This window comes from Streptomyces sp. NPDC040610 (assembly GCF_055594065.1).
This window is the reverse complement of sequence record NZ_JBVIXA010000001.1, coordinates 210,876-232,539: the sequence shown is the minus strand read 5'-3', so window position 1 is coordinate 232,539 and position 21,664 is coordinate 210,876. Positions and strand designations below refer to the sequence as shown.

Below are 21,664 nucleotides of genomic sequence, written 5' to 3'. Positions count from 1 at the left end.
CGGCCCTGGAGCGCCCTGGCGCGGCCCTACAGGCTGACGCCCACCGTCACCGGCTCGTTGACCAGCGTGATGCCGAAGGCGTCCCGCACGCCCGCGACGACCTCGCGGGCCAGGGCCAGCAGGTCCTCCGTGGTGGCGTCGCCGCGGTTGGTGAGGGCCAGGGTGTGCTTGGTGGAGATGCGGGCCGGGCCCTGGCCGTAGCCCTTGGTGAAGCCGGCCTTGTCGATGAGCCAGGCCGCGGAGGTCTTCACGCGCCCTTCGCCCGCCGGGAACGCGGGCGGTGCGGTGTCCGGGCCGAGCCGCTCCGCCACGCGCGCGTGGAAGACGGCGAACTGCTCGTCCGTGAGGATCGGGTTGGTGAAGAACGACCCGGCCGACCAGCTGTCGTGGTCCTCGGGGTCGAGCACCATGCCTTTGCCCGCGCGCAGCTTCAGGACGGTCTCGCGGGCGACGGCCGCGGGCACCCGGTCCCCGGCCTCGACGCCCAGCGTGCGGGCCGTCTCCGGGTAGGCGATCGGGGCGCTCATCCCGCCCGCGTCCTCCAGCTGGAAGCCCACGCGCAGGACCACGAAGCGGTCGGGATCGGCCTTGAAACGACTGTGGCGGTACGAGAACTCGCAGTCCGCGTTCGCGATGGTGACCGTCTCGCGGTCCTTGCGGTCGTACGCGATCACTTCGGTGATCGTCGAGGAGACCTCCTGGCCGTACGCGCCCACGTTCTGGATCGGCGTCGCGCCCGCGGAGCCCGGGATACCGGCCAGGCACTCGATGCCCGCGAGGCCCGCGTCGACGGTGCGCGCCACGGCGTCCGTCCAGACCTCACCGGCCGCGAGCTCGAGGCGGGTGCCGTCCAGGGCGAAGCCGGTGGTGGCGATGCGCAGGGCGGTGCCGTCGAACCCCTTGTCGCCGATGACCAGGTTCGATCCGCCGCCGACGATCAGCAGCGGGGTCCCGGAGTCGTCGGCTTCGCGAACAGCCGCGATCACCTCGGCATCGGTCGTCGCGGTGATCAGCCGAGCAGCGGGCCCACCGAGCCGAAAGGTGGTGAGCGGGGCGAGGGGGGCGTCGTGGAGTACCTGCACAGGCACAAGGGTACGGGCGCCTGCACGGCAAGCGCCGGACGGGCTGATGTCAGCCCGTCCGGCGCTTGAGGACGAGGCCCGAAGGGCCAACAAGGGGGGACAGGGGCGCAGCCCCATAAGAACCCCCGTCACACGGACACAGGCACCCGCTCCTCGGCCACAGCAGCCCCGGCGCCCCCAGCAGCCGCCCCCCGCCGGGGGTGCAGGCCCGCGGCGACAGCCCCAAGGGCCACCACCCCCGCCCCCACCCACAGCGCGGGCTCGAGCCCGTCCACGAACGCCACCGGCGACTCGTACCCGCCCTGCGCGGAGAACACGGAGGCCATCAGGGCGACACCGAGCGCCCCGCCCACCTCACGCAGCGCGTTGTTCGCCCCGGAGGCGATGCCCTGCTCGGACGGCCGGACGCTGGCCATGACCAGGCTGGCGGCCGGGGCGAAGTAGAGCGCCATGCCGACGCCGCTGATGATCAGGGCGGGCAGTTGGGCGGCGTACGACACGTCGGGCGAGAGGACGAGTGCGAACCAGCCGAGGCCGACGGCCTGGAGGGCGAGCCCCGCGGTGACGATCGGCCGGCCCCCGATGCGGTCGGACAGATAGCCCGCGATCGGCGCGACGATCATCGGCATGCCGGTCCAGGGCAGCAGCCGCAGCCCCGCCTCGGTCGGCGAGTACCCGAGCACTCCCTGGAGGAACTGGCTGAGCAGGAAGATCGAGCCGAACATGCCGACGAACATCAGCAGGCTGGCCGCGTTGATCGCGGAGAACGCCCGGCTCCGGAAGAGCCGCATCGGCAGCATCGGGTTCTTGGCACGGATGCCGTGCCGCACGAAGCCGCCGAGCAGCGCGGTGCCCGCGATCAGGCCGGTGAGAACGGGCGCGCTGGTCCAGCCGTCGATGTTGCCGCGGATCAGGGCGTACACGATCCCGAAGAGGCCGCCGCTGGCGAGCAGGGTGCCGGGGAAGTCGAGCGGGGCGCCGGTGCCGTAGGACTCGGCGAGGCGTATGCGGGCGAGCGGCAGCAGGGCCAGGCCCAGCGGGACGTTCAGCCAGAAGATCCACTGCCAGGAGACGTGCTCGGTGAGCGCGCCCCCGATGAGCGGCCCGCTGGCGACCGCGAGGCCGTTGACGGCGCCCCAGATCCCGAACGCCATGCCGCGCTTGGCTGCCGGTACGGCGGCCGTGAGCAGCGTCAGCGTGAGCGGCATCATGATCGCGGCGCCGACGCCCTGTACCGCGCGGGCGGCGATCAGTTCGTTGATGCCGGGCGCGAGGGCCGCCGCGGCGGAGGCGCCGGTGAAGATCGCGAGGCCGATGCCGAAGAGCCTGCGGCGCCCGAACCTGTCCCCCAGGGCCGCGCCGAACATCAGCAGCACGGCGAAGGTGAGGGTGTAGGCGCTCACCGTCCATTCGAGGTCTTCGAGGGCGCCGCCCAGATCCTTGCGGATGGAGGGCAGCGCCATGGTGACGACGAGGTTGTCGAGAGCCGCCATGAAACCGGCGACGCTGGTGATGACGAGGGCCCAGACGGTTCCCCCGCGGGATGCTGCTTGCTGTGACATGTCTCCCCCGGACGGTGAGTGTCGGATGTCAGGTTAGTAATTGATGACTAACTTTCATGGTCATGACGAGGCCCGAATCCCGGGCCACGACCACTACAGCTACTACGGCTGTCACGACAGCCACTTCGGCCACTACGACTGCGCGGACCTCTCCTGAGGCTGGGCCGACATGTAGAACCCTTCCCAGACCCGGTGGTCGGCGGGGAACCCCATGGCCGACAGGACGTTGATCAGCATCCCGTAGGCCATGAACTGCGTCGTCCCATCCACGTCCGCCCCGAGCGGCAGGTGCGCGGCCTCCCAGATCTCCATCCATCCGGCGCGCACCATCTCGCCGAACTCGTGGTCCCCGGCGGCCTCGGCGGCCGCCACGGCGACGTACGTCTGGAGCTGCATCTGCAGCTTGTCGGGGTCGTCGGCGATGAGCTTCGAGTACGCGATGGCCATGGCGTGCAGGGCCTCTTCGCCGTGCAGCCCCTCGCCCGCCTCCGCGAAGACCTTGCGGGTGTCCTCCAGGCAGCGCGCCGACGCCGCCAGGAAGATCGCCTTCTTGCTCGGGAAGAGCCGGAAGAGATAGGGCTGCGAGACTCCGACGCGCTTGGCGATCGCCTCGGTCGACGTCCCGTGATACCCACCGCGGGCGAATTCGCTCATCGCCGCGCGGATGACGCTCTCGCGCCTCTCTTCTGCGCTCATCCTGACCATGCGACTAAGTTAGTGTCCAATCACTAACCAAGTCAAGGGGTGACCTTCCGGGAGGTGCCGAGGGGCGGCCCTCCGAAGGGTGGCCCTCCGGGGGTACGAGTAAGGGGCGTCCGCAATGGCGGGCGCCCCTTACTACTTCTACGCGGCTCGCGGCCGTGCCGTCGGCCGGACAGCCAGCCCCTCAGGCCAGCCGCACGACCGCCCGGGACATGCCGAGCACCTTCTGGTCGCCGCTCTTGGCCAGCAGGTCGACCCGCACCTGCTGGTCGTCGAGCTTCGCGGCGACCTTCGCGCTGACCTCGATCGTGGCGCCCTTGTCGTCGTTCGGGACCACGACGGGCTTGGTGAAGCGCACGCCGTACTCGACGACGGCGGCCGGGTCGCCCGCCCAGTCCGTCACGACGCGGATGGCCTCGGCCATCGTGAACATGCCGTGCGCGATGACGTCGGGAAGGCCGACCTCGACCGCGAACTTCTCGTTCCAGTGGATCGGGTTGAAGTCGCCGGAGGCGCCCGCGTACCGCACGAGTGTGGCGCGTGTCACGGGGAAGGTCTGGGCCGGGAGTTCGGTGCCGACCTCGACGTCGTCGTATGCGATCTTCGCGGTCATGGTCACGCCCCCTCTGCGGCGGGCTCCGCCGCGCGCGCGACGAGCTTGGTCCAGGCGGTCACGACGTGCTCCCCGGCCTCGTCGTGGACCTCGCCGCGGATGTCCAGGATGTCGTTGCCGGCGAGCGACTTGATGTTCTCGATGGTCGAGGTCACCGTGAGCCGGTCGCCCGCGTACACGGGACGCGTGTACGCGAACTTCTGGTCGCCGTGCACGACTCGGCTGTAGTCGAGGCCCAGCTGCGGGTCCTCGATGACCTTGCCCGCGGCCTTGAACGTGATGGCGAACACGAAGGTCGGCGGGGCGAGTACATCGGGGTGGCCGAGCGCCTTGGCGGCTTCCGGGTCGGCGTACGCGGGATTGGCGTCACCCACCGCGACCGCGAATTCGCGGATCTTCTCGCGGCCGACCTCATAGGGGTCGGTGGGCGGGTAGGACCGCCCCACGAAGGACTGGTCGAGCGCCATGGCTCGGCACCTCCTGGCAGCTGGGTTCTCGGTAGGGACCGGACGGGGCCGCCGGTGCGGCGGGCGGGGTGGGTCCGGAAATGACTCGAGGCCGCCCCCGAGTGATCGGGGGCGGCCTCGAGTACTAGCCTGTTTTTATCGCGTTTCGCGGTGCGCGGTGTGCGAGTTGCAACGCGGGCAGTGCTTCTTCATCTCCAGTCGGTCCGGGTTGTTACGCCGGTTCTTCTTGGTGATGTAGTTCCGCTCCTTGCACTCCACGCAGGCCAGCGTGATCTTCGGGCGGACGTCGGTGGCAGCCACGTGAGTGCTCCTTGACGGACGGATGGACGGATGAACGCATAAAAGAGTAGCCGATCGAAGGACCGACCCCACAATCGGCTACTGAAGGGTAGCGGTGACCGGACTTGAACCGGTGACACAGCGATTATGAGCCGCTTGCTCTACCGACTGAGCTACACCGCTGCGATGCGCTTCGGCTCCCCGCCCGGAAGCGAGGAACCTCACACATCAGAGCCCCAATGCGGAATCGAACCGCAGACCTTCTCCTTACCATGGAGACGCTCTACCGACTGAGCTATTGGGGCGAGCGATGAAGACATTACACGGTCGCCCGCCGATCGCCCAAATCCGTTTCGCCAGGGCCGTCCGGGGGCATGGCGCAGGCCCACAAAAGGCCGCCTCACCCGCCTCACCAGGGATCACCAGGCCCTCGCACCACAGCAGTACGACTATTGCGCTCCTCCGCGAAGCGGGCTCCACGCCGCCCTAGGCTCGACCCGGCTGCGTGATCTTGCGTGCCTCGTCGCCGCCGCCCACGCGCGCCCTCGGGTCGCGTCCCGGCACGCCTCGAGCCGCCCGCAGCCGCCCCCGAGCACCAGGAGCGCGATGCCCGACAGCCAGCCGCAGCAGCCCTCTTCGCCCGACTCCCCCGGCCCCCGGGAGTCCCCCGGCTCCCAGGACGCCCACGACGCCCGGAGCGCCGCGGGCTCCCCGGCACCGTCGCCATCACCCTCGCCATCGCCGTCGTCCGCCCCCTCGCCCTCCCCGGCCCCCGCCGCGCCCTCCGCGCTGCTGCTCTGCGGGGCGCGGCTGACGGACGGCAGGACCGTGGACGTACGGCTCGCTGAGGGCCGTATCGAGGCCGTCGGTACGGCGGGCAGTCTGGCCGCGTACGCGGGGCGTGTGGACCTGAGCGGCTATCTCCTGCTGCCCGCGGCGGCGGAGCCGCACGCGCACAGCGACACGGCGCTGAGCGCGCTCACGGACGGCCCGGTCGCGGGGGACGTCCAGGACGTGCAGCGGCGCGCCACCGAGGCGGCGCTGCTGCAGCTCGGGCACGGGGCGACGGCGCTGCGCTCGCATGTGCGGATCGGTGACGTCCAGGGCCTGGACTCGCTGCAGGCGGTGCTCCAGGCCCGGCGTTCGCTGCGCGGGCTCACCGACCTCTCCGTAGTGGCGGTGCCGCGGCTGCTGACCGGGGTGGCGGGCGCCGACGGGATGGCGATGCTGCGGGACGCGGTGAAAATGGGCGCCTCCGTAGTGGGCGGTTGTCCGGATCTGGACCCCGATCCGACGGGGTACGCGGAGGCGGTCCTCGACCTGGCTGCGGAGCACGGCTGCGCGGTCGACCTGCATACGGACGGCGGGGATCCGGCCCGTCTGGCGCGGCTCGCGGCGGCGGCCGGGGGGCTGCGGCCCGGGGTGGCGATCGGGCCGTGCGGCGGGCTCGGGCGGCTGCCGTCCGACGTGGCGGCGCGGACCGCGGAGCAGTTGGCGGCGGCCGGTGTGACGGTGGTGTGCCTGCCGCAGGGCGACTGCGGGGGCACGGGGCACGGGGCGGGGGCCTCGCCCGCGGGGGTGGCGGACGGCGGGGCGGTCCCGGTGCGGCTGTTGCGGGCCGCCGGGGTGCGGGTCGCGGCGGGCAGCGGGGCGCTGCGGGACGCGGCGAACCCGGTGGGCCGCGGGGATCCGCTGGAGGCGGCGTACCTCCTCGCGTCCCGGCAGGGGCTGCGCCCCGAGGAGGCGTACGACGCGGTGAGTTCGGCGGCGCGGGCGGCGATGGGGCTGCCCGAGGTCAGGGTGGAGGCGGGGTTCCCCGCGGAACTCCTCGCGGTGCGCGGCGACACCCTCGCCGGGGCGCTGTCGCTGGCGTACAGCCGCGTCGTGGTGCACCGGGGGCGCGTGGTGGCGCGGACCAGCGCGGTGCGGGAGTACTGCGACTCGGCGGCCGCGGTGGCGCTCGATCTGCCGCGGCAGGGGCGGGGGAAGGGGGGTGGGGTGGTGTCGTGAGGGGGCCGGGGCGGCGGGGCTGTGCGCGTCCCGCTACGTCTCCGAGTGGCCCGTACGCCTCCGAGTGGCCCGTACGTCTCCAGGGGGTGGCCCGTACGGCATGTGGCCTGGTGCGGGACGTTCCGGCCGCGATCACGCGCGGGCTGCCGTACGGTCGGGAGCATGCGCATTGTCATCGCTGGAGGTCATGGTCAGATCGCGCTGCGGCTGGAGCGACTGCTCGCCGCGCGCGGTGACGAAGCCGCAGGGCTCATCCGCAACCCGGCCCACGAGGCCGATCTCCGGGACGCCGGCGCCGAACCGGTGCTGTGCGACCTGGAGTCGGCGTCCGTGGAGGAGGTCGCCCGGCATCTGGAGGGCGCGGACACGGCGGTGTTCGCGGCGGGCGCGGGGCCCGGCAGCGGGGCGGACCGCAAGAACACGGTGGACCGTGACGCCGCCGTCCTGTTCGCGGACGCCGCGGAGCGTGCCGGGGCCCGCCGGTACATCGTGGTGTCGTCGATGGGCGCGGACCCCGACCACCCCGGCGACGAGATCTTCGACGCCTATCTGCGGGCCAAGGGCGAGGCCGACGCGTACGTACGCAGCCGTGCCGCCCTGGACTGGACGGTCCTGCGTCCCGGCATGCTGACGGACGACGCCGGGACGGGTCTCGTACGCCTGGAGGCGTCGACCGGACGGGGCCCGATCCCGCGCGACGACGTGGCCGCGGTGCTCGCGGAGCTCCTGGAGACCCCGGCGACGGCGGGGCTCACCCTCGAACTCATCAGTGGCTCGACGCCGGTCTCGGTGGCGGCGAAGTCGGTCGCGGGCAACTGACGCGCGCCGCTGTCCCGGCCGAAGCGTCAGAACAGCGGCAGCTGCCCCGGGAACTCCGGCACCACGTACCCGTCGAGCGCGGGCTGCGCGGCGCCGAGCTGGGCGTGCTGCCGGGACCCGGGGCACGAGACGAGGTCCCCGGCGCCACGCGGCCCGGGCGGATCGTGGCGGGCGAACCTCCCGCCCACGACCGCGATTTCACGACAGCACACGGGGCAGTGTCTGCGACGGGACGAGCTGGACGACGACATACGTCCCAGTGTGCCCACGCCGGGGCCGGACCTGCGGCAACCGGTCCCGGAAGCAGAAAACGAAGAACCCCCTCCGTGCCTGCTTTGTCGCAGGACGAAGGGGGTTTCCTTCATGTGGCGGCGCCAGGATTCGAACCTGGGAAGGCGAAGCCGGCAGATTTACAGTCTGCTCCCTTTGGCCGCTCGGGCACACCGCCAGGGGATGCTGCTCCGGGGCTGTCCGCTCTCGCGGTGCTCCGTGGCAACGACGTAAACGATACCTGATGACCGGGGGTGCTTCGCCACCCGATTGATCGGCACCCGGCGGGGAGGCAGTGGCTAGGCTTTACGGATGCGGTCGGCGACTAGAAGGCCGTGTACCCGCTGAGTACGCAGACCCCGATACAAGGAGCCACAGGACATGGCCGACTCCAGTTTCGACATCGTCTCGAAGGTCGAGCGGCAGGAGGTCGACAACGCCCTCAACCAGACGGGCAAGGAGATCTCGCAGCGCTACGACTTCAAGAACGTCGGTGCTTCGATCTCCTGGTCCGGCGAGAAGATCTTGATGGAGGCCAACTCGGAGGACCGGGTCAACGCGATCCTCGACGTCTTCCAGTCCAAGCTGATCAAGCGTGGCATCTCCCTGAAGGCGCTGGACGCGGGCGAGCCGCAGCTGTCCGGCAAGGAGTACAAGATCTTCGCCACGATCCAGGAGGGCATCTCCCAGGAGAACGCGAAGAAGGTGGCGAAGATCATTCGCGACGAGGGCCCGAAGGGCGTCAAGGCGCAGGTCCAGGGCGAGGAGCTGCGTGTCAGCTCCAAGAGCCGTGACGACCTGCAGGCCGTGCAGGCGCTCCTGAAGGGCCAGGACTTCGACTTCGCCCTGCAGTTTGTGAACTATCGGTAGTTCGTGGGCCGTTCGGCTCGCTGACGTACGACGGAGGGCGGGCACCCGGATCGGGTGCCCGCCCTTGCTGCTGGCTGCAGTCTGTGTCGTCGTCAGCGGCGTGAGTGGCCGAAGAGGATGCGGTAGGCGATCAGGAGGACGAGGGAGCCGCCGATGGCCGCGGCCCAGGTCGCGCCGTCGAAGAAGTGGTCGGCTATCGGGCGGTCGAGGAAGCGCGCCGAGATCCAGCCGCCTACGAAGGCTCCCGCGACGCCGATCAGCGTCGTGCCGATGAAGCCGCCCGGATCGCGGCCGGGGAGCAGGAGCTTGGCGGTGGCACCGGCGAGCAGCCCGAGAACGATCCAGCTGATGATGCCCATGGTGACCTGCCTTTTCGTGCTGTCGTGCGGGTGGCTCTTCGTACCTTTTCGTGGGGTGTTGTCCTGAAGGACGTGGTGGGGGGCGTGCGCGGTTCCCGGGCGCCCGCTGGATGCGGCGCAGGACACAGCTGAGCGCAGGGGCGTGCGGGGGCGCAGCGGGCGCGGCAGGGCGGCGGCTGTGAGGTGAGGGTGGGGTGCAGTCCGGGTGGGGTGGAGTCCCGCCCGGTGGGCTGTGGTCAGTCCCGGCCGGGCGGCAGGGAGCCGGACGGCGGCTGGCCGCCCGGAGCGCCGTACGGGGACGGTCCGGCGCCTGCGCGGGCGGGAGCGCCGATCGGGCCTGCGGCCGTGAACGGCTCGTCCGTGGGCACGATTTCGCGGCCGAGGGGCAGCAGCGAGATGGGGATCATCTTGAAGTTGGCGAGGCCCAGCGGGATGCCGATGATCGTGATGCAGAGCAGCAGGCCGGTGAAGACGTGGCCGAGGGCGAGCCACCAGCCCGCGAGGATCAGCCAGAGGATGTTGCCGATCAGCGAGGGCGCGCCCGCGTCCCCGCGCTCGACCGCCTTGCGTCCGAAGGGCCACAGCGCGAACAGGCCGATGCGGAACGACGCGAGGCCGAACGGGATCGTTGCGCGACACTCCGCATGAGCATGTACGACCGTTCCGGTTCGGGTCGCACATCTGAATGACCAGATCGGGTACTACTGGTGGGGCCGGGTACGAGCGGTGGCCGCGAAGGAGAAACGATCGTGAAGCTGATCCTGAACATCATCTGGTTGATCTTCTGCGGAATCTGGATGGCATTGGCGTACACCGTCGCGGCGCTCATCTGCTTCGTGTTGATCGTGACCATCCCGTTTGGCATCGCTGCGCTGCGTATCGCTGGCTTTGCGCTCTGGCCGTTCGGCCGTACGACGGTCGAGAAGCCCACGGCAGGGGTGGCTTCGCTCATCGGAAACGTGGTCTGGATCATCGTCGCGGGCTGGTGGCTGACCCTCGGCCACATCGTCACCGGAGTCCTGCTGTGCCTCACGATCATCGGCATCCCGCTGGGCCTCGCCAACTTCAAGTTGATCCCGATTTCACTCATGCCGCTTGGTCGCGACATCGTTCCCACGGACCAGCCGTTCAGCGCGGCATCTGTTCGCGGCCCGGCTCCGGCAGGCCACCCTCAGAACCCCGGCTGGTAGCCCGCGCGGCAAGACGGGAAAGCTAACGGGCTGTGCCCCGCATCTGCTTCGAGGTGCGGGGCACAGTTGGTGCTGCGCAGACGGATGCGTCTACTTCGCAACCTTGCTGACGCGCCAACCGACCATGCCCGTGGCTCCGGACAGCCCGCTCGTGTCGATCTCCAGATTGCTTCGCGGTCCCACAGTGCGCTGCGTCACCGGGACGCCGTCGCAGTTCACGGTTTCACGAGTGTGCTTTTCCGCACGGATGGACAGGCTGATCTTGCCCTTCCCGGCGCAAGCGACCGCCACCTGGTACGACCTTCCCGGGGACAGCTTCGGTCGTGTGTGAACACCGTCGCTGACACGTTCGAGGCCGGATTCGACCAACGGGCCGGTGTCCTCGAGTTCGTCCGTGCCCAGCGCCTCCTTCACGCGCTGGCCGAGCTTCGGATCGTCCTGGACGGGCGCGGTCCTGGTGGGCTTTGGGCTGCCCTTTTCGGTTGACTCCCCCGACCCGTCCGAGTCACCCGAGCACCCGGAGACGAGCGCGAGGGTCAGCGTGGTGCAGAGGGCCCATGCGCACCGCTGCGAGGTACTCATGAACTCGTCGACCAGTATCGCCAGCCGGTCGACTTGGTGGGGAGCTTGGCCGAGCCTGACCCAAGCTTCACTTTGCCGCAACGGTCCGCACTCGTCGCGTACTTAGTCCACTTGACGTTGTAGCCCCATGAGCCGTACTGCAAGTGGCCGTACTTGCGGCCAGGGATGTCGTGGCTGTATTCGTGGCCGACGGTGACCCCTACCTCGCCGACGACCTTGACGCCGAACGTCACCTTGGACTTGGCGATGATGGCATTGGTGCTGGCTTCAACGCTGCCGCTCAACTCGACACCGATCTTGCCGGACTTCTCGACCTTGACCTTCATCGTGCCGCCGGGGCCGTCCTTGAACGTGGTGCCGTTCCAGCGCGAAGGTACGTGGTAATTCTTCTTGCTGGTGATCTTGTACCACTTCTTGTACGGGTAGTCGCACCGGGGCGGGGCAGACGCGTCATCGCTTACCTCGGGCAGAGCGTCGAGCTTGTCCTCGCTGGCTACTTCCTCTGCCGACATGCTGGGGCCTTCCACCACGCTGTCGGCAGTCTCCTCGCTGGCAATCTGCTCGGAGCTGACCTCCTCGGGCGCCGCGTCCGCAGCGGATTCCTCGGCGTTGGCAGTGGCCGCCAGCGACGTAGTGAGGACAAGGGCCGCAGCCGGTATGAGCACACGCCGCATCGACGTTCTGCGCATGGTTTCCCCCTCTTAGTTTCGCCTGGTCAGGCGGGTCGGGGAAAACGTATAGCTACTCACCGGTCACGGTCGATCACTCAGTGGATCTTCTGAGCAAGATTTGAGACAGCGGTGGAGGAGCCGCCTAGGCCTGCGCGTCAGAAGGGCAGTTCCGGCCTGGCTGCGCCGCGCTTGATGGTTGTGATCTGCTCGTGGAAGTCGCGCGCTGTGGCTTCGCGGGGGTAGCGGGAGCGGAGTTCTCTGTCCAACTCGTCCGCGACCAAGAGCAGCGACGGGAGCGACTTCCGGTTGGCTTCAAGGGCTGCGGTCCCCATGCCCACTGCTTCTTCGATCTCGCCAGTGCGAGCGGCGGCAACTCCGAGGGTGAGGCGGGCCTCTGCCGCGCGCATGGGCGAGATCTTGGTCCCGTCGGGTCCCGTGCTGATCCGAATCACTGACCGGGCGTGGGTGGCGGCGCGCTCGTCGTCTCCGAGGAGGCGGTAGGCGTCCATCTCGTAGAAGTCCCACTTGTCCGGGTCGATTATGAAGTGGTGCTCGGGATGGCCCGGACGCGGAAGCCGTTCCAGCCGCGCGCGCCCGGCGTCCAGGGAGTCGCGGACCAAGCGGGCGTCTCCCATGCGGGCAGCGGCGCGGGCCTTGTGTGCGTACAACTGCACGCCGACAGAGTGAGTTTGGTCAGCGGCGTGCCCGGCCTCGACGGCCGTGACCATGTCGTCCCACCGGCATTGGGTGAGGGCGAACCACGCCTCTATCTCCCATGCCCACGCTTTGATCTCACCGTGTCCGGCCTCGTCGCCGATCCGGAGCGCTGCGACCTTGCTGAGGTTGGCGGCCTCGCGCTGACCCCGGTCGTACTGGACGCACGCGTTCAGCAGGAACAGCCATCCGGCGTCGACGAGGAGTTCTCGGTGCTGCCGCAGGGTCATGCGGCCTTCGAGTTGCTTGGTGACGTACTGCAAGCCGTTGCGGGTGCGCTGGTGCAGGTAGTCGGCGTCGGCGTAGGGATAGGCGCGGGCCAACTGGTCGATGCCTTGCTCAATCGACTCCAGGGCCGCGCTGTTGATGTTGGACATCTCCGTCCGCCGTAGCAGCTCGGCAACGTCCCACAGGCCTGCGCCGCCCTGCGCGAGGAGAGTGCTCGGGTCCTCCGCCCGGGAAGCGGCCGGTGCTCGTTCCAGCTCCCACGGCCGTGGGGCGAGCCCTGCAAGGTGACCGGGGATACGCAGCCCGTCCACCACTTCGAGGATCTTGAAATGCTGCGTGATCCGGGGCCGCACACCCGTGCCGTTGGTTTCGGGCCGGGCCATCTTGCCGATGTGCTCGCGCTTGTAGCCGACGGCTTCGGCGATCTTGGCGTAGCTGATCTTGCCGTGCACCCTCGCGAGCCTGAAGACCTCGCCGAAGTCATGGTTGGCGATCGCTGCGCGCACGTCGGCGCGCTCTAGAACGTGCGGCGGTAGCGCTGCTGGTGTCGGAGCGACTCCGGCCATCTCACTTCCCCATCGTGAAAGACCTGACGTTCTCGTTTGCCCGTTTCGCGAGTGTACCCACGAGGGGGGTCCCCAAGAGGGGGGAGCGGCCGTCGGTACAGAGGGTGCACTCTCAGCGGACTCTGCCGGGAACGTCCCGACAGATCGGACGGTGGGCCGTGGCATGAGTGCGAGGGGATTACGTCAGAGCGGGCGCCTGGAGAGCGAGCAGGACGCGAGTACCTCACAGCGTGCGGTGTCCACGAACCCAGGGCACTTCCGGGCGCTGACGCTCTTCGCCGAGTCAGCGGACGCGGTCCGCGTGGCGCGGGAGATGGTGCAAACGTGCCTTCAGGACTGGGGGCTTGACCGCCTGGCCGATGATGCTCGGCTCGCCGTCTCGGAGCTGGTCGGGAACGTCGTGCAGCATGCCGTGCCGGACGGCTGCCTCGCGTGCCCTGGTGCCAGTCGGCGCGTGGACGTATCGCTGATGACATGGCCCGGCTTGCTGTGCATCGGCGTAGCCGATGAAGACTCGACTCCGCCGGACCTTCCAGCGGGTCAGTCCGTCTCGCCTGCTCTGGTCGGCGACTTCCCGGAGGCCCTGTTACCGGACCGGGGGCGTGGGCTGCTGATCGTTCAGCGCCTGGCCGACTCCGTCTGGTGGTCGCCGGAGCAGCCGGGAGGCAAGACGGTGTGGTGCCGCTTCGATCTTGACGCCGTGACCGACGAGCGGCCGCCGTAGAGATCTCCGGCCCGTCGCTGCCTGTACGCCCTCCTGCGCGCTGGGGAGGAGTGGGCGACGAGCTGGATTTGCAGCCGGTTGCCGACCCAGCCCGGCTGCGAGGAGCGCGGCTCCTTCGGACGCCTCGGGAGCTCCCTTCCTGAGGAGGGGCCGCGCTTCACAACCTCATACCGAGACCGGACCACCCCCGCGCGTGGCAGCAACTGGGGTGGTCCGGGAGGGGGACGCAGCGGTCCCCGGTGCCTGATGGTACCGGGGCCGCTGTCGTGCATCTGGGCCTTGGCCAAAGGGAGTTGAGGATCCGATATCTAGATCAAGGCAGAGGTGGGCAGGGTGACTGGCGCGGGTGAGGACTGGCTGAGCGACGGCCTCGACGTGGAGAGCGATGACTGCGGTCTGTGGGTTCCCGGCGTGGGCTACGTGACGGGCTGGCGCGATGCGCGGGAGGCTGCTGATCGGCTGAACCGCGCGCTCCTTGGCGCAGGCTTCGGTCTGTCGGAGGTGCGGGCGGTCGCGTCGACGGGGGGCGACGGTCGCGGGGTCGTGCGCGTCACGGGCTGGCCGGGAGCGGTGGACCGCCTTGCCGGGTTCCTGGAGTCGGCCACAGGCGCGGACGGCAGTGTGGTATGAGGTGCCTTTTCGCTGATGAGCGCCGCAGGTGGGCACGTCGCCGGCCGCAGAGGCTTTGGGTGGTAGCTGCCATGGGGCGAGTGAACAGGGGGCCTTACGCTCGCCCGGCGAATCGGGCAGGCACCTGCCTTGCCCGCGTTAGTGCCCGATTGGCCCCCTGTTCTTCGAGGCTCGCCCCATGGGAGCTGCCTAAAGCCTCGGAGGCCGTCGACCCCCAGCCACGTGCGCCCCGGCCCGTGTCAGCCGACCGACGCACGCCCTTCCCCTGCGCGACGTGGACCAGGGCGCCGGGCGACCGGCCGGGACCGGCGGCCACGCCGCACGCCCGGCCGGGGCGCCCGAGCGGCCCGGCGCGCCGCAGGCGCGCCCTTGAGGAAGTGAAGAAGGTTTCGACCGATGGCCGTTGGCGATCAGGTGCGAGCGCGCCGCGCGGGCTGTTTTTCGGCGGTGATCCGGTAGGCGAGTTCGGCACGGTCCGCACCGACGCGCAGTTCTTCGAGGATCAGCGGGCGGTCGTTGGTGCCGTACGTGACGCGGGCCAGGTGCAGGATCGGCGTTCGCACCTGCTGGCGTCTCGGCGGGCTCGCGGAGTACGCGCCATTACGCCTGCGGGCCTGGGCCCACGCCCTCGGCTTTCGCGGGCACATCCTCACCAAGTCCCGCGCCTACTCCACCACGTACGCGGCGCTGCGTGCCGATCGCGTCAACCATCTGCGCGCCGCGACTAGGACGCTGGCCGCCGATCCACACACCACCACAGAGTCCGCCTGGCACTACATCGGCTCTGGCCATACCCCCGGGGCCGCCCAACTCGCCGCAGGAATCGCAGAAGACCTCACCACCAGCCGCGAGAGTGCTCGCGAGGCCATGGCCGACTGGGGGTGGGCATAGTGCCCGAGACCAAGGTCATCTGGACTCCGGACAAGACACTGTCACCGGCCGAGCGGCAACGGCTTCTACGGATTCTGTTCCGATCACGTACTCATGGCGGCGGACATCGCGAGAGATCCGACGACGTGTCACATCTCGCAGATATCATGGCAGTTGACGAAGACGCCCCGGCAGCGGCTGGCACCGCCCCGGGGCTGGCCGACTGACTAGGAGTCGACATGTCCAATGGAAGCACACCCCTGCCCTTAGCCATCAACACGGCTTCTTCGGTAACTGGCGCACGCACCCTGCGCGCCGTCGACTACCTGCGGGTGTCAACTGAGGAGCAGAAGAAGGGCTATGGCGTAGCCAGGCAGAGCAAGAAGACCACGCGGCACATCGCCGTCAAGGGATGGGCCCACGTCAGCACGTACAAGGACGAAGGTGTTTCGGGCTCCCTTGAAGCAGCGGAGCGAGGTGACCTGAAGCGTCTGATGGAAGACGCCCAGCAAACCCCACGCCCTTTCGACATTGTGGTTGTGCCGGATGGCCGCGTGATCGGCCGCAAAGGCCGCGCATTCTGGCGCTGGGTCTGGGCGCTTGAGGATATTGGGGTATACGTCGCTGTCGTCGCAGACGACTACGACAACACCACCACCGAGGGGCGCAAGAAGATGCGCCGCGACGCGGACTACGCCGAAACTGAATGGGAGACGATCCGCGACCGCACGCAGGGCGGCTTGCAAGAGAAAGCCGAGCTGATCCCTGCTGCCCATATCGGCGGCCCACCTCCCTACGGCTACTACGTCGCCCAAAAGGGGACACCTGAATCGCACTTGGCGATCGACGAGACCGAAGAGACAGTCATTCGGTACGTGTACGAACTCGTGGTCGGCGAAGGGCTCAACCTCCGCAAGGTCGCCATTCGCCTCCAGTCCGAAGGAATCAAGACTCGTTCAGGTAAGGCATGGAGGCGCGAGAATCTGCGTGACCGGATCATGTCGACGCCAGTGCTTGACGGCATGCTGGTCTTCCGTGGCAAGCACGCAAAGAGAGACGAGGAAGGTAACCCCGTCTGGGGCGAGTCCGTCACGATCAAATTGCCTCGCATCCTGACCGAGGAGCAGAGTGCGGAGCTGCGCCGCAAGGTCTCTGAGACAGCGAAGAAGAGCAGTGGGAAGCGAGAGTTCTATGCTCTCAGTGGTCGTGTCGTCGGCCTGTGCGGGAAAACGTACACAGGGATCAGCCGTGCTTCGGAACGGGAAGGTGCCCGCTACTACCGATGCGGAGGCAACATGTCCCGAGCGCCTGGTGAGAAGTCCTGCGGCTGCTCGTACATCGAAGCTGACGCTCTCGAAGCACACGTCTGGGAGAAGGTCACAGAGATTGCGAGCGACGGCGAGAAGCTCCAACAGTTGGCCGCCGAATGGATCGGTATGGCGGAGGGCGACAAGTCCGCTCTGACTGATCGGATCTCAGACCTGGACGAACAGATCGAGGGAATGAACGCGTCGATCACAGCCGTGATCGTGGCCACAGCGAAGCAGAGCAAGTCGGCGGACGCTATCGAGGCCGCGACGGCGGCCCTGAACGAAGAACTTCAGCAGCTTCAAAATCTACGTGACGAAGCGGCCGAATGGCTTGCTGAGATGGAGGAGTCAGACCGCCGTGCTCGCAACATCCAAGCATTCGTCAGCATGGCAAAGGACTCGTTCCCCAGCATGGAAGCCGAGCAGCAGGCGGACATCCTGTCCATGCTGGAGTTGAAGGCGACGGTGACTGGTCCCGTTCCCGTTGATCGCCGGGGCGGTGTTCCCTGCACCGTGCGGGCCTGGTACGCCGCTGCTGGCCTCCACGTACCCGCAGTTTCGCTCTCAGACGACGAGTGGGCCAGGGTTTCCTCTCTGCTGCCGACTGGCCGCAAGGACACAGTCCGCCGGTCCGTGGACGCCATCTTCTACAAGGCGCGGACGGGGAAGTCGTGGCCCCAAGTCATCAAGGACACAGGCGTCACCGTTCAAGCCTCAAGGCACTTCAATGTCTGGACGTCCGGCGACACCTGGGAGCGTGTGAACGCGGCCCTGGCAGATACGAAACGGGTCCCGCTTCCGGAGCCTGAGTTGCTGCCTCCGCTGTTCATCGAAGGGCGAGTCGACCCGAGCGCGATGCTTCACGCAGAAGAACCACCCCGAACGGGATGCCGATGATCGTGATGCACAGCAGCACGCCCGCGAACAGATAGAACAAGCACATCCACAGGCCGCACAGGATGAGCCAAATGACGTTCAGAACTGTCTTCACTGCTGACGACCTGCCATCTGTTCGAGCCGGGCGATGCGCTCCGCCATCGGCGGGTGGGTGGAGAACAGCTTCGACATGCCCTGGCCGGGCCGGAACGGATTGGCAATCATCATATGGCTCGCCGTTTCGAGCCGGGGCTCCGGCGGAAGCGGCAACTGCTTCGTACCGGCGTCGAGTTTGCGCAGGGCGCTGGCCAGAGCCAGTGGGTCGCCGGTGAGTTGCGCGCCGGACGCGTCGGCCTCGTACTCCCTGGAACGGCTGATGGCGAGCTGGATGATGGACGCGGCGAGCGGACCGAGCAGCATGATCAGCAGCATCCCGAAGATGCCGGGGCCTTCGTTGTCGTTCGAGCGTCCGATCGGAATCAGCCAGGCGAAGTTGACCAGAAACATGATGACGGAGGCGAGTGCTCCCGCGACCGAGGAGATCAGGATGTCGCGGTTGTAGACATGGCTCAGTTCGTGGCCGATCACGCCGCGCAGTTCGCGCGGGGTGAGGATGCGCAGGATGCCGTCCGTGCAGCAGACGGCGGCGTTGCGCGGGTTGCGGCCGGTCGCGAAGGCGTTCGGCGCCTCGGTCGGTGAGATGTAGAGCCGGGGCATGGGCTGCCGCGCCTGCGTCGAGAGCTCGCGCACCATGCGGTACAGCTCGGGGGCCTCGAACTCGCTCACCGGGCGGGCCCTCATCGCGCGCAGGGCCAGCTTGTCGCTGTTCCAGTACGCGTACGCGTTCGTGCCGACCGCCACGAAGAGCGCGACGATCAGGCCCATACGCCCGAAGAAGCTGCCGATGACGATGATGAGTGCGGACAGTCCCCCGAGGAGTACGGCGGTCTTCAGCCCGTTGGTCCGGCGGTGCACGGTACGCCCTCCTGGTGGTGCGCGGGGGAACCCTCTGCTTGCTGGTGCTTCCACTGTTCAGTGGACCCTCCCTTACTGGTCAACGCCAGGCGGAGGGTGCTAGTTCCCTTGTGCGCTCAGGAGCGGTGTGGGCCGCGCGGGTGACGGCGGCGATCCGGGCCGTGCGTCCGGGCTCAGCGCACGCCGTGTTCCGCGAACTGGAGGACGAGCTGGGGTGCCCCGGAGAGGGCGACGCCGAGGACGGCGGTGACCGCGATGGCCGCGGTGAGGGGGGCCGGGACGTGGTGCTTGGCGGGCTCGCCCTCGGGGGCGCGGAACAGCAGCGCCGTCCACTGGAGGTAGTAGTAGAGCGCGATCACCACGTTGGCTGCCATGACGACGGCGAGCCAGCCCAGGCCCGCGTCGACCGCCGTGGAGAACACGGTGACCTTCGCGAAGAGGCCGATGATGCCCGGCGGCAGACCGGCCAGGCAGAGCAGGAAGAAGGCGAGGACCAGGGCCGACAGGGGGCTCTTGGCGTACAGGCCCCGGTAGTCGCTGACACGGTTCAGCTTCTGCGTGCGGCCGACCAGGGCGGCGACGGCGAACGCTCCGAGGTTCACGGCGGCGTACATCAGGGCGTACGCGACGGTCGCGCCGGTGGTCTCCAGGACGTCGGAGTGGCGGTCGGCGTACCCGGCCGCCGCGATCGGCACCAGGAGGTAGCCCGCCTGGCCGACCGAGGACCAGGCGAGCAGCCGGACCGCGCTGTACGCGCGCGTGGACTGCTGGCGCAGGGCGGCGACGTTGCCGACGGTCATGGTGAGGGCGGCGAGCCCGGCGAGCGCGGGCCCCCAGACGTCGGCGTACTCCGGGAAGGCGACGACCGTGACGAGGATCAGGCCGGTGAAGCCGACGGCCTTGCCGACGACGGAGAGGTACGCGGCGACGGGCAACGGCGCGCCTACGTAGGTGTCGGGCACCCAGAAGTGGAAGGGGACGGCGGCCACCTTGAAGGCGAAGCCGACCAGGGTCAGGACCACACCGGTCTGCGCGAGCGTGTCGAGCTGTCCGTCGACGTTCCCGAGCTTCTCGCCCACCTCGGTGAGGTGCATGGTGCCCGTCGCGGCGTACACGAAGCTGACGCCCAGGAGGGTCACGGCGGTCGCGGTCACCGAGGAGAGGAAGAACTTCAGGGCCGCCTCGGAGGAGCGCTTGTCGCCGCGCTTGAGGCCGACGAGCGCGAAGGCGGGCAGGGAGGCGACCTCCAGGGCGACGACGAGTGTCGCGAGGTCGCGGGAGGCGGGCAGCAGGGCGGCGCCCGCGGCCGAGGACAGCAGCAGGAACCAGTACTCCCCTTCGGGGAGTTCCTTGTCGGCGTTCCGCGCGTCCTTGAGGGCGGTCATCGAGAGCAGGGCGGTGAGCAGCGCGCCGCCGATGACGAGGAGCTGGATGACGAGGGTGAACTCGTCGACCGTGTAGCTGCAGGCGGTGGCTCGCGGGCCGCTGAGGCAGAACGTCGAACGGTGCGAGTCGGTGAGGGGCAGCAGGAACAGGCCCGCCACGGTCAGGCCCGCGAGGGAGACCCAGCCGAGCAGGTGCTTGTTGCGCTCGCTCAGGAACAGGTCGGCGACGAGGACCGCGAGGCCGACGACCGCCACGATCGTGGGCGGCGCGACGGCCACCCAGTCGACGGACTGGACGAGGCTCGTGGTGGATTCGGCGGCGATCACGACTTGCCTCCTGCGAGGAGCTGCTGGACGGCCGGGTCGGTGAGGCCGAGGAGGGCCGCGGGCCAGAGGCCGGCGAGGACGGTGAGGGCGACGAGCGGGGTCCAGGCGGCGAATTCGTAGCCCTGGACGTCGGCGAGCTTCGGCGCCTCCTGGGTCGCCGCCGTCGGGCCCATGCAGACGCGGCGTACGACGATGAGCATGTACGCGGCCGTGAGCAGGGTGCCGAACGCGGCGATCGCCATGAATGTGAGGAAGGCGGGGCGGCTGAGGTCGTCGGCGGGTTCGAAGGCGCCGAACAGGGCGAGCATCTCGCCCCAGAACCCGGCGAGTCCCGGCAGTCCGAGCGAGGCGACGGCACCGAAGGCGAGCAGGCCGCCGAGGCGCGGAGCCTTGCCGTACAGGGCCGCGCCGGACTCCTTGGCGAGGGTGTCGAGGTCGCTGCTGCCGGTGCGGTCCTTGAGCGCGCCGACCAGGAAGAACAGCAGGCCGGTGATGAGGCCGTGGGCGATGTTGGCGAAGAGCGCGCCGTTCACGCCGGTCGGCGTCATGGTCGAGATGCCGAGGAGCACGAAGCCCATGTGGCCGACGGAGGAGTACGCGATGAGGCGCTTGAGGTCGCCCTTCGCGCCGGGCCTGGCGAGGGCGAGGCAGGCGAGGGATCCGTAGATGATCCCGACGACGGCGAACGCGGCGAGGTAGGGCGCGAACGTCTCCATCCCGTCGGGCGCGATCGGCAGCAGGATCCGGACGAATCCGTACGTACCCATCTTCAGCAGGACGCCGGCGAGCAGGACCGAACCGACGGTGGGCGCGGCGGTGTGGGCGTCGGGGAGCCAGCTGTGCAGCGGCCACATCGGCGTCTTGACCGCGAGCCCGATCCCGATCGCCAGAACGGCGATGACCTGCACCGATGTACTCAACTGCCGGTCGTTGTCAGTGGCGAGTGCCACCATGTCGAATGTGCCCGCCCGCAACCCGATGAGGAGCAGGCCGAGCAGCATGACGACGGAGCCGAGCAGCGTGTAGAGGATGAACTTCCAGGCGGCCTGCGTCCGTTGGGCGCCGCCCCAGCGGGCGATGAGGAAGTACATCGGGATGAGGACCATCTCGAACGCGAGGAAGAACAGCAGCAGATCGAGGACGGCGAAGGTCGCGAGGGTGCCGGACTCCAGGACGAGGATCAGCGCCACGAATGCCTTGGGGGACGGCCCGGTCGGCATTTTGAAGTAGGAGTACAGCGCGCAGAGGAAGGTCAGCAGCGCGGTCAGGACCAGAAGGGGGAGGGAGATGCCGTCGATGCCGAGGTGGATGCGCACGTCGAGTGCGGGAATCCAGCTGATGTCCGTCGTGGCCTGCATCTTCGACGGATGGTCGTGGTCGAAGCCGAGCGCGAGGACGATCGCGGCGATGAGGATCACGCCGGTCACGGTCACGCCGTGGCGCAGCACGGCCTGGTCCGGGGACTTCCCCTTCAGCCCGGGCGGGGCCGGGAGGAGCGCGGCCACGGCGCCGATGAGCGGGCCGACGACGATCAACGCGAGAAGGAACTGCATCACTGACTCACTGATACCGATCACGGCTGC

General features: G+C 68.9%; 22 protein-coding genes, 3 tRNA genes and 3 pseudogenes. 8 read left to right on the top strand and 20 right to left on the bottom strand.

Annotated features, from left to right (window positions below):
• Window positions 1-26: 26 nt before the first annotated feature.
• From ACZ6AA_RS01170 to ACZ6AA_RS01135, 8 genes are all read right to left on the bottom strand, one after another.
• Window positions 27-1,082, bottom strand: a complete 1,056-nt coding sequence (locus tag ACZ6AA_RS01170) for a UDP-N-acetylmuramate dehydrogenase (RefSeq protein WP_471455708.1) — start codon at window positions 1,080-1,082, stop codon at window positions 27-29.
• Window positions 1,083-1,210: 128 nt separating this feature from the next.
• The gene (locus ACZ6AA_RS01165) at window positions 1,211-2,644 is read right to left on the bottom strand and encodes an MFS transporter (protein WP_471455707.1); all 1,434 of its coding nucleotides are present in this window, start codon (window positions 2,642-2,644) and stop codon (window positions 1,211-1,213) included.
• Between the two features lie 132 nt (window positions 2,645-2,776).
• A complete protein-coding gene (locus ACZ6AA_RS01160) occupies window positions 2,777-3,349 on the bottom strand; it encodes a TetR/AcrR family transcriptional regulator (protein ID WP_468450668.1) in 573 nt (190 codons plus the stop codon).
• 181 nt (window positions 3,350-3,530) lie between these two features.
• Entirely contained in the window at window positions 3,531-3,959 is a 429-nt protein-coding gene (locus ACZ6AA_RS01155; RefSeq protein ID WP_468450666.1) for a MaoC family dehydratase, read from the bottom strand.
• A gap of 2 nt (window positions 3,960-3,961) precedes the next feature.
• On the bottom strand, window positions 3,962-4,426 hold the full coding sequence (locus ACZ6AA_RS01150) for an FAS1-like dehydratase domain-containing protein (RefSeq protein ID WP_468450664.1): 465 nt from the start codon (window positions 4,424-4,426) through the stop codon (window positions 3,962-3,964).
• Window positions 4,427-4,561: 135 nt separating this feature from the next.
• Window positions 4,562-4,726 carry a 50S ribosomal protein L33 gene (rpmG, locus tag ACZ6AA_RS01145; RefSeq protein ID WP_003956487.1) on the bottom strand — a complete coding sequence of 55 codons (165 nt, stop codon included), beginning with the start codon at window positions 4,724-4,726 and terminating at the stop codon, window positions 4,562-4,564.
• An 89-nt stretch (window positions 4,727-4,815) separates the two neighbouring features.
• Window positions 4,816-4,888 (bottom strand) — tRNA-Met (locus tag ACZ6AA_RS01140).
• 49 nt (window positions 4,889-4,937) lie between these two features.
• Window positions 4,938-5,010, bottom strand: a tRNA-Thr gene (locus ACZ6AA_RS01135).
• A gap of 301 nt (window positions 5,011-5,311) precedes the next feature.
• Here ACZ6AA_RS01135 and ACZ6AA_RS01130 point away from each other — a divergent pair.
• Together ACZ6AA_RS01130 and ACZ6AA_RS01125 are read left to right on the top strand one after the other, a co-directional pair.
• The gene (locus ACZ6AA_RS01130) at window positions 5,312-6,715 is read left to right on the top strand and encodes an amidohydrolase family protein (protein WP_471455706.1); all 1,404 of its coding nucleotides are present in this window, start codon (window positions 5,312-5,314) and stop codon (window positions 6,713-6,715) included.
• Window positions 6,716-6,877: 162 nt separating this feature from the next.
• Window positions 6,878-7,534: an SDR family oxidoreductase gene (locus ACZ6AA_RS01125; RefSeq protein ID WP_471455705.1), complete on the top strand. Its 657-nt coding sequence runs from the start codon at window positions 6,878-6,880 to the stop codon at window positions 7,532-7,534.
• Between the two features lie 26 nt (window positions 7,535-7,560).
• Here ACZ6AA_RS01125 and ACZ6AA_RS01120 read toward each other — a convergent pair whose 3' ends face one another.
• Window positions 7,561-7,785, bottom strand: a complete 225-nt coding sequence (locus ACZ6AA_RS01120; protein WP_471455704.1) for a hypothetical protein — start codon at window positions 7,783-7,785, stop codon at window positions 7,561-7,563.
• A 115-nt stretch (window positions 7,786-7,900) separates the two neighbouring features.
• A tRNA-Tyr gene (locus ACZ6AA_RS01115) sits at window positions 7,901-7,982 on the bottom strand.
• Window positions 7,983-8,185: 203 nt separating this feature from the next.
• Between ACZ6AA_RS01115 and ACZ6AA_RS01110 the strand changes: the two genes are divergently transcribed.
• Window positions 8,186-8,674, top strand: coding sequence for a YajQ family cyclic di-GMP-binding protein (locus tag ACZ6AA_RS01110; protein WP_030359047.1), 489 nt, complete (start codon window positions 8,186-8,188; stop codon window positions 8,672-8,674).
• A 92-nt stretch (window positions 8,675-8,766) separates the two neighbouring features.
• Here the strand turns inward: ACZ6AA_RS01110 and ACZ6AA_RS01105 are convergent, their stop codons facing one another.
• Window positions 8,767-9,033 (bottom strand): GlsB/YeaQ/YmgE family stress response membrane protein, encoded by a 267-nt coding sequence (locus tag ACZ6AA_RS01105; protein WP_030359052.1) that lies wholly within the window; start codon window positions 9,031-9,033, stop codon window positions 8,767-8,769.
• 236 nt (window positions 9,034-9,269) lie between these two features.
• A pseudogene (locus tag ACZ6AA_RS01100) lies at window positions 9,270-9,659 on the bottom strand (YccF domain-containing protein); the annotation flags it as partial.
• A gap of 123 nt (window positions 9,660-9,782) precedes the next feature.
• On the opposite strand from ACZ6AA_RS01100, the gene ACZ6AA_RS01095 reads away from it, so the two are divergent.
• Window positions 9,783-10,223: a YccF domain-containing protein gene (locus tag ACZ6AA_RS01095; protein ID WP_468450639.1), complete on the top strand. Its 441-nt coding sequence runs from the start codon at window positions 9,783-9,785 to the stop codon at window positions 10,221-10,223.
• 90 nt (window positions 10,224-10,313) lie between these two features.
• Here the strand turns inward: ACZ6AA_RS01095 and ACZ6AA_RS01090 are convergent, their stop codons facing one another.
• The 3 genes from ACZ6AA_RS01090 to ACZ6AA_RS01080 all read right to left on the bottom strand — a co-directional run bounded on the left by ACZ6AA_RS01090 (window position 10,314) and on the right by ACZ6AA_RS01080 (window position 12,924).
• Complete coding sequence (locus tag ACZ6AA_RS01090; protein ID WP_468450637.1) at window positions 10,314-10,805, bottom strand: hypothetical protein; 492 nt, start codon at window positions 10,803-10,805, stop codon at window positions 10,314-10,316.
• The gene (locus tag ACZ6AA_RS01085) at window positions 10,802-11,494 is read right to left on the bottom strand and encodes a hypothetical protein (protein WP_468450636.1); all 693 of its coding nucleotides are present in this window, start codon (window positions 11,492-11,494) and stop codon (window positions 10,802-10,804) included. The genes ACZ6AA_RS01090 and ACZ6AA_RS01085 overlap by 4 nt, the downstream gene beginning before the upstream one ends.
• Before the next feature lie 137 nt (window positions 11,495-11,631).
• Window positions 11,632-12,924: a tetratricopeptide repeat protein gene (locus tag ACZ6AA_RS01080; protein ID WP_468450634.1), complete on the bottom strand. Its 1,293-nt coding sequence runs from the start codon at window positions 12,922-12,924 to the stop codon at window positions 11,632-11,634.
• Window positions 12,925-13,147: 223 nt separating this feature from the next.
• Here ACZ6AA_RS01080 and ACZ6AA_RS01075 point away from each other — a divergent pair, with 223 nt between their 5' ends.
• Both ACZ6AA_RS01075 and ACZ6AA_RS01070 read left to right on the top strand, forming a co-directional pair.
• Window positions 13,148-13,708, top strand: a complete 561-nt coding sequence (locus ACZ6AA_RS01075; protein WP_468450632.1) for an ATP-binding protein — start codon at window positions 13,148-13,150, stop codon at window positions 13,706-13,708.
• A gap of 333 nt (window positions 13,709-14,041) precedes the next feature.
• Window positions 14,042-14,338 carry a hypothetical protein gene (locus ACZ6AA_RS01070; protein WP_471455703.1) on the top strand — a complete coding sequence of 99 codons (297 nt, stop codon included), beginning with the start codon at window positions 14,042-14,044 and terminating at the stop codon, window positions 14,336-14,338.
• A gap of 410 nt (window positions 14,339-14,748) precedes the next feature.
• Here the strand turns inward: ACZ6AA_RS01070 and ACZ6AA_RS01065 are convergent.
• Window positions 14,749-14,895, bottom strand: a pseudogene (locus tag ACZ6AA_RS01065) (GntR family transcriptional regulator); the annotation flags it as partial.
• On the opposite strand from ACZ6AA_RS01065, the gene ACZ6AA_RS01060 reads away from it, so the two are divergent.
• Together ACZ6AA_RS01060 and ACZ6AA_RS01055 are read left to right on the top strand one after the other, a co-directional pair.
• The gene (locus ACZ6AA_RS01060; RefSeq protein WP_471455702.1) at window positions 14,858-15,229 is read left to right on the top strand and encodes a replication initiator; all 372 of its coding nucleotides are present in this window, start codon (window positions 14,858-14,860) and stop codon (window positions 15,227-15,229) included. The pseudogene ACZ6AA_RS01065 and the gene ACZ6AA_RS01060 sit on opposite strands and share 38 nt — an antisense overlap.
• Before the next feature lie 218 nt (window positions 15,230-15,447).
• Window positions 15,448-17,415 (top strand): recombinase family protein, encoded by a 1,968-nt coding sequence (locus ACZ6AA_RS01055; RefSeq protein WP_471455701.1) that lies wholly within the window; start codon window positions 15,448-15,450, stop codon window positions 17,413-17,415.
• Here the strand turns inward: ACZ6AA_RS01055 and ACZ6AA_RS01050 are convergent.
• From ACZ6AA_RS01050 to ACZ6AA_RS01035, 4 genes and pseudogenes are all read right to left on the bottom strand, one after another.
• A pseudogene (locus ACZ6AA_RS01050) lies at window positions 17,381-17,509 on the bottom strand (YccF domain-containing protein); the annotation flags it as partial. The gene ACZ6AA_RS01055 and the pseudogene ACZ6AA_RS01050 sit on opposite strands and share 35 nt — an antisense overlap.
• The gene (gene htpX / locus ACZ6AA_RS01045; RefSeq protein WP_030359066.1) at window positions 17,506-18,369 is read right to left on the bottom strand and encodes a zinc metalloprotease HtpX; all 864 of its coding nucleotides are present in this window, start codon (window positions 18,367-18,369) and stop codon (window positions 17,506-17,508) included. The pseudogene ACZ6AA_RS01050 and the gene htpX, both read right to left, overlap by 4 nt.
• 173 nt (window positions 18,370-18,542) lie before the next feature.
• Window positions 18,543-20,081 carry an NADH-quinone oxidoreductase subunit N gene (locus ACZ6AA_RS01040; protein ID WP_471455700.1) on the bottom strand — a complete coding sequence of 513 codons (1,539 nt, stop codon included), beginning with the start codon at window positions 20,079-20,081 and terminating at the stop codon, window positions 18,543-18,545.
• Entirely contained in the window at window positions 20,078-21,658 is a 1,581-nt protein-coding gene (locus ACZ6AA_RS01035) for an NADH-quinone oxidoreductase subunit M (protein WP_471455699.1), read from the bottom strand. The genes ACZ6AA_RS01040 and ACZ6AA_RS01035 overlap by 4 nt, the downstream gene beginning before the upstream one ends.
• Window positions 21,659-21,664 lie beyond the last annotated feature (6 nt).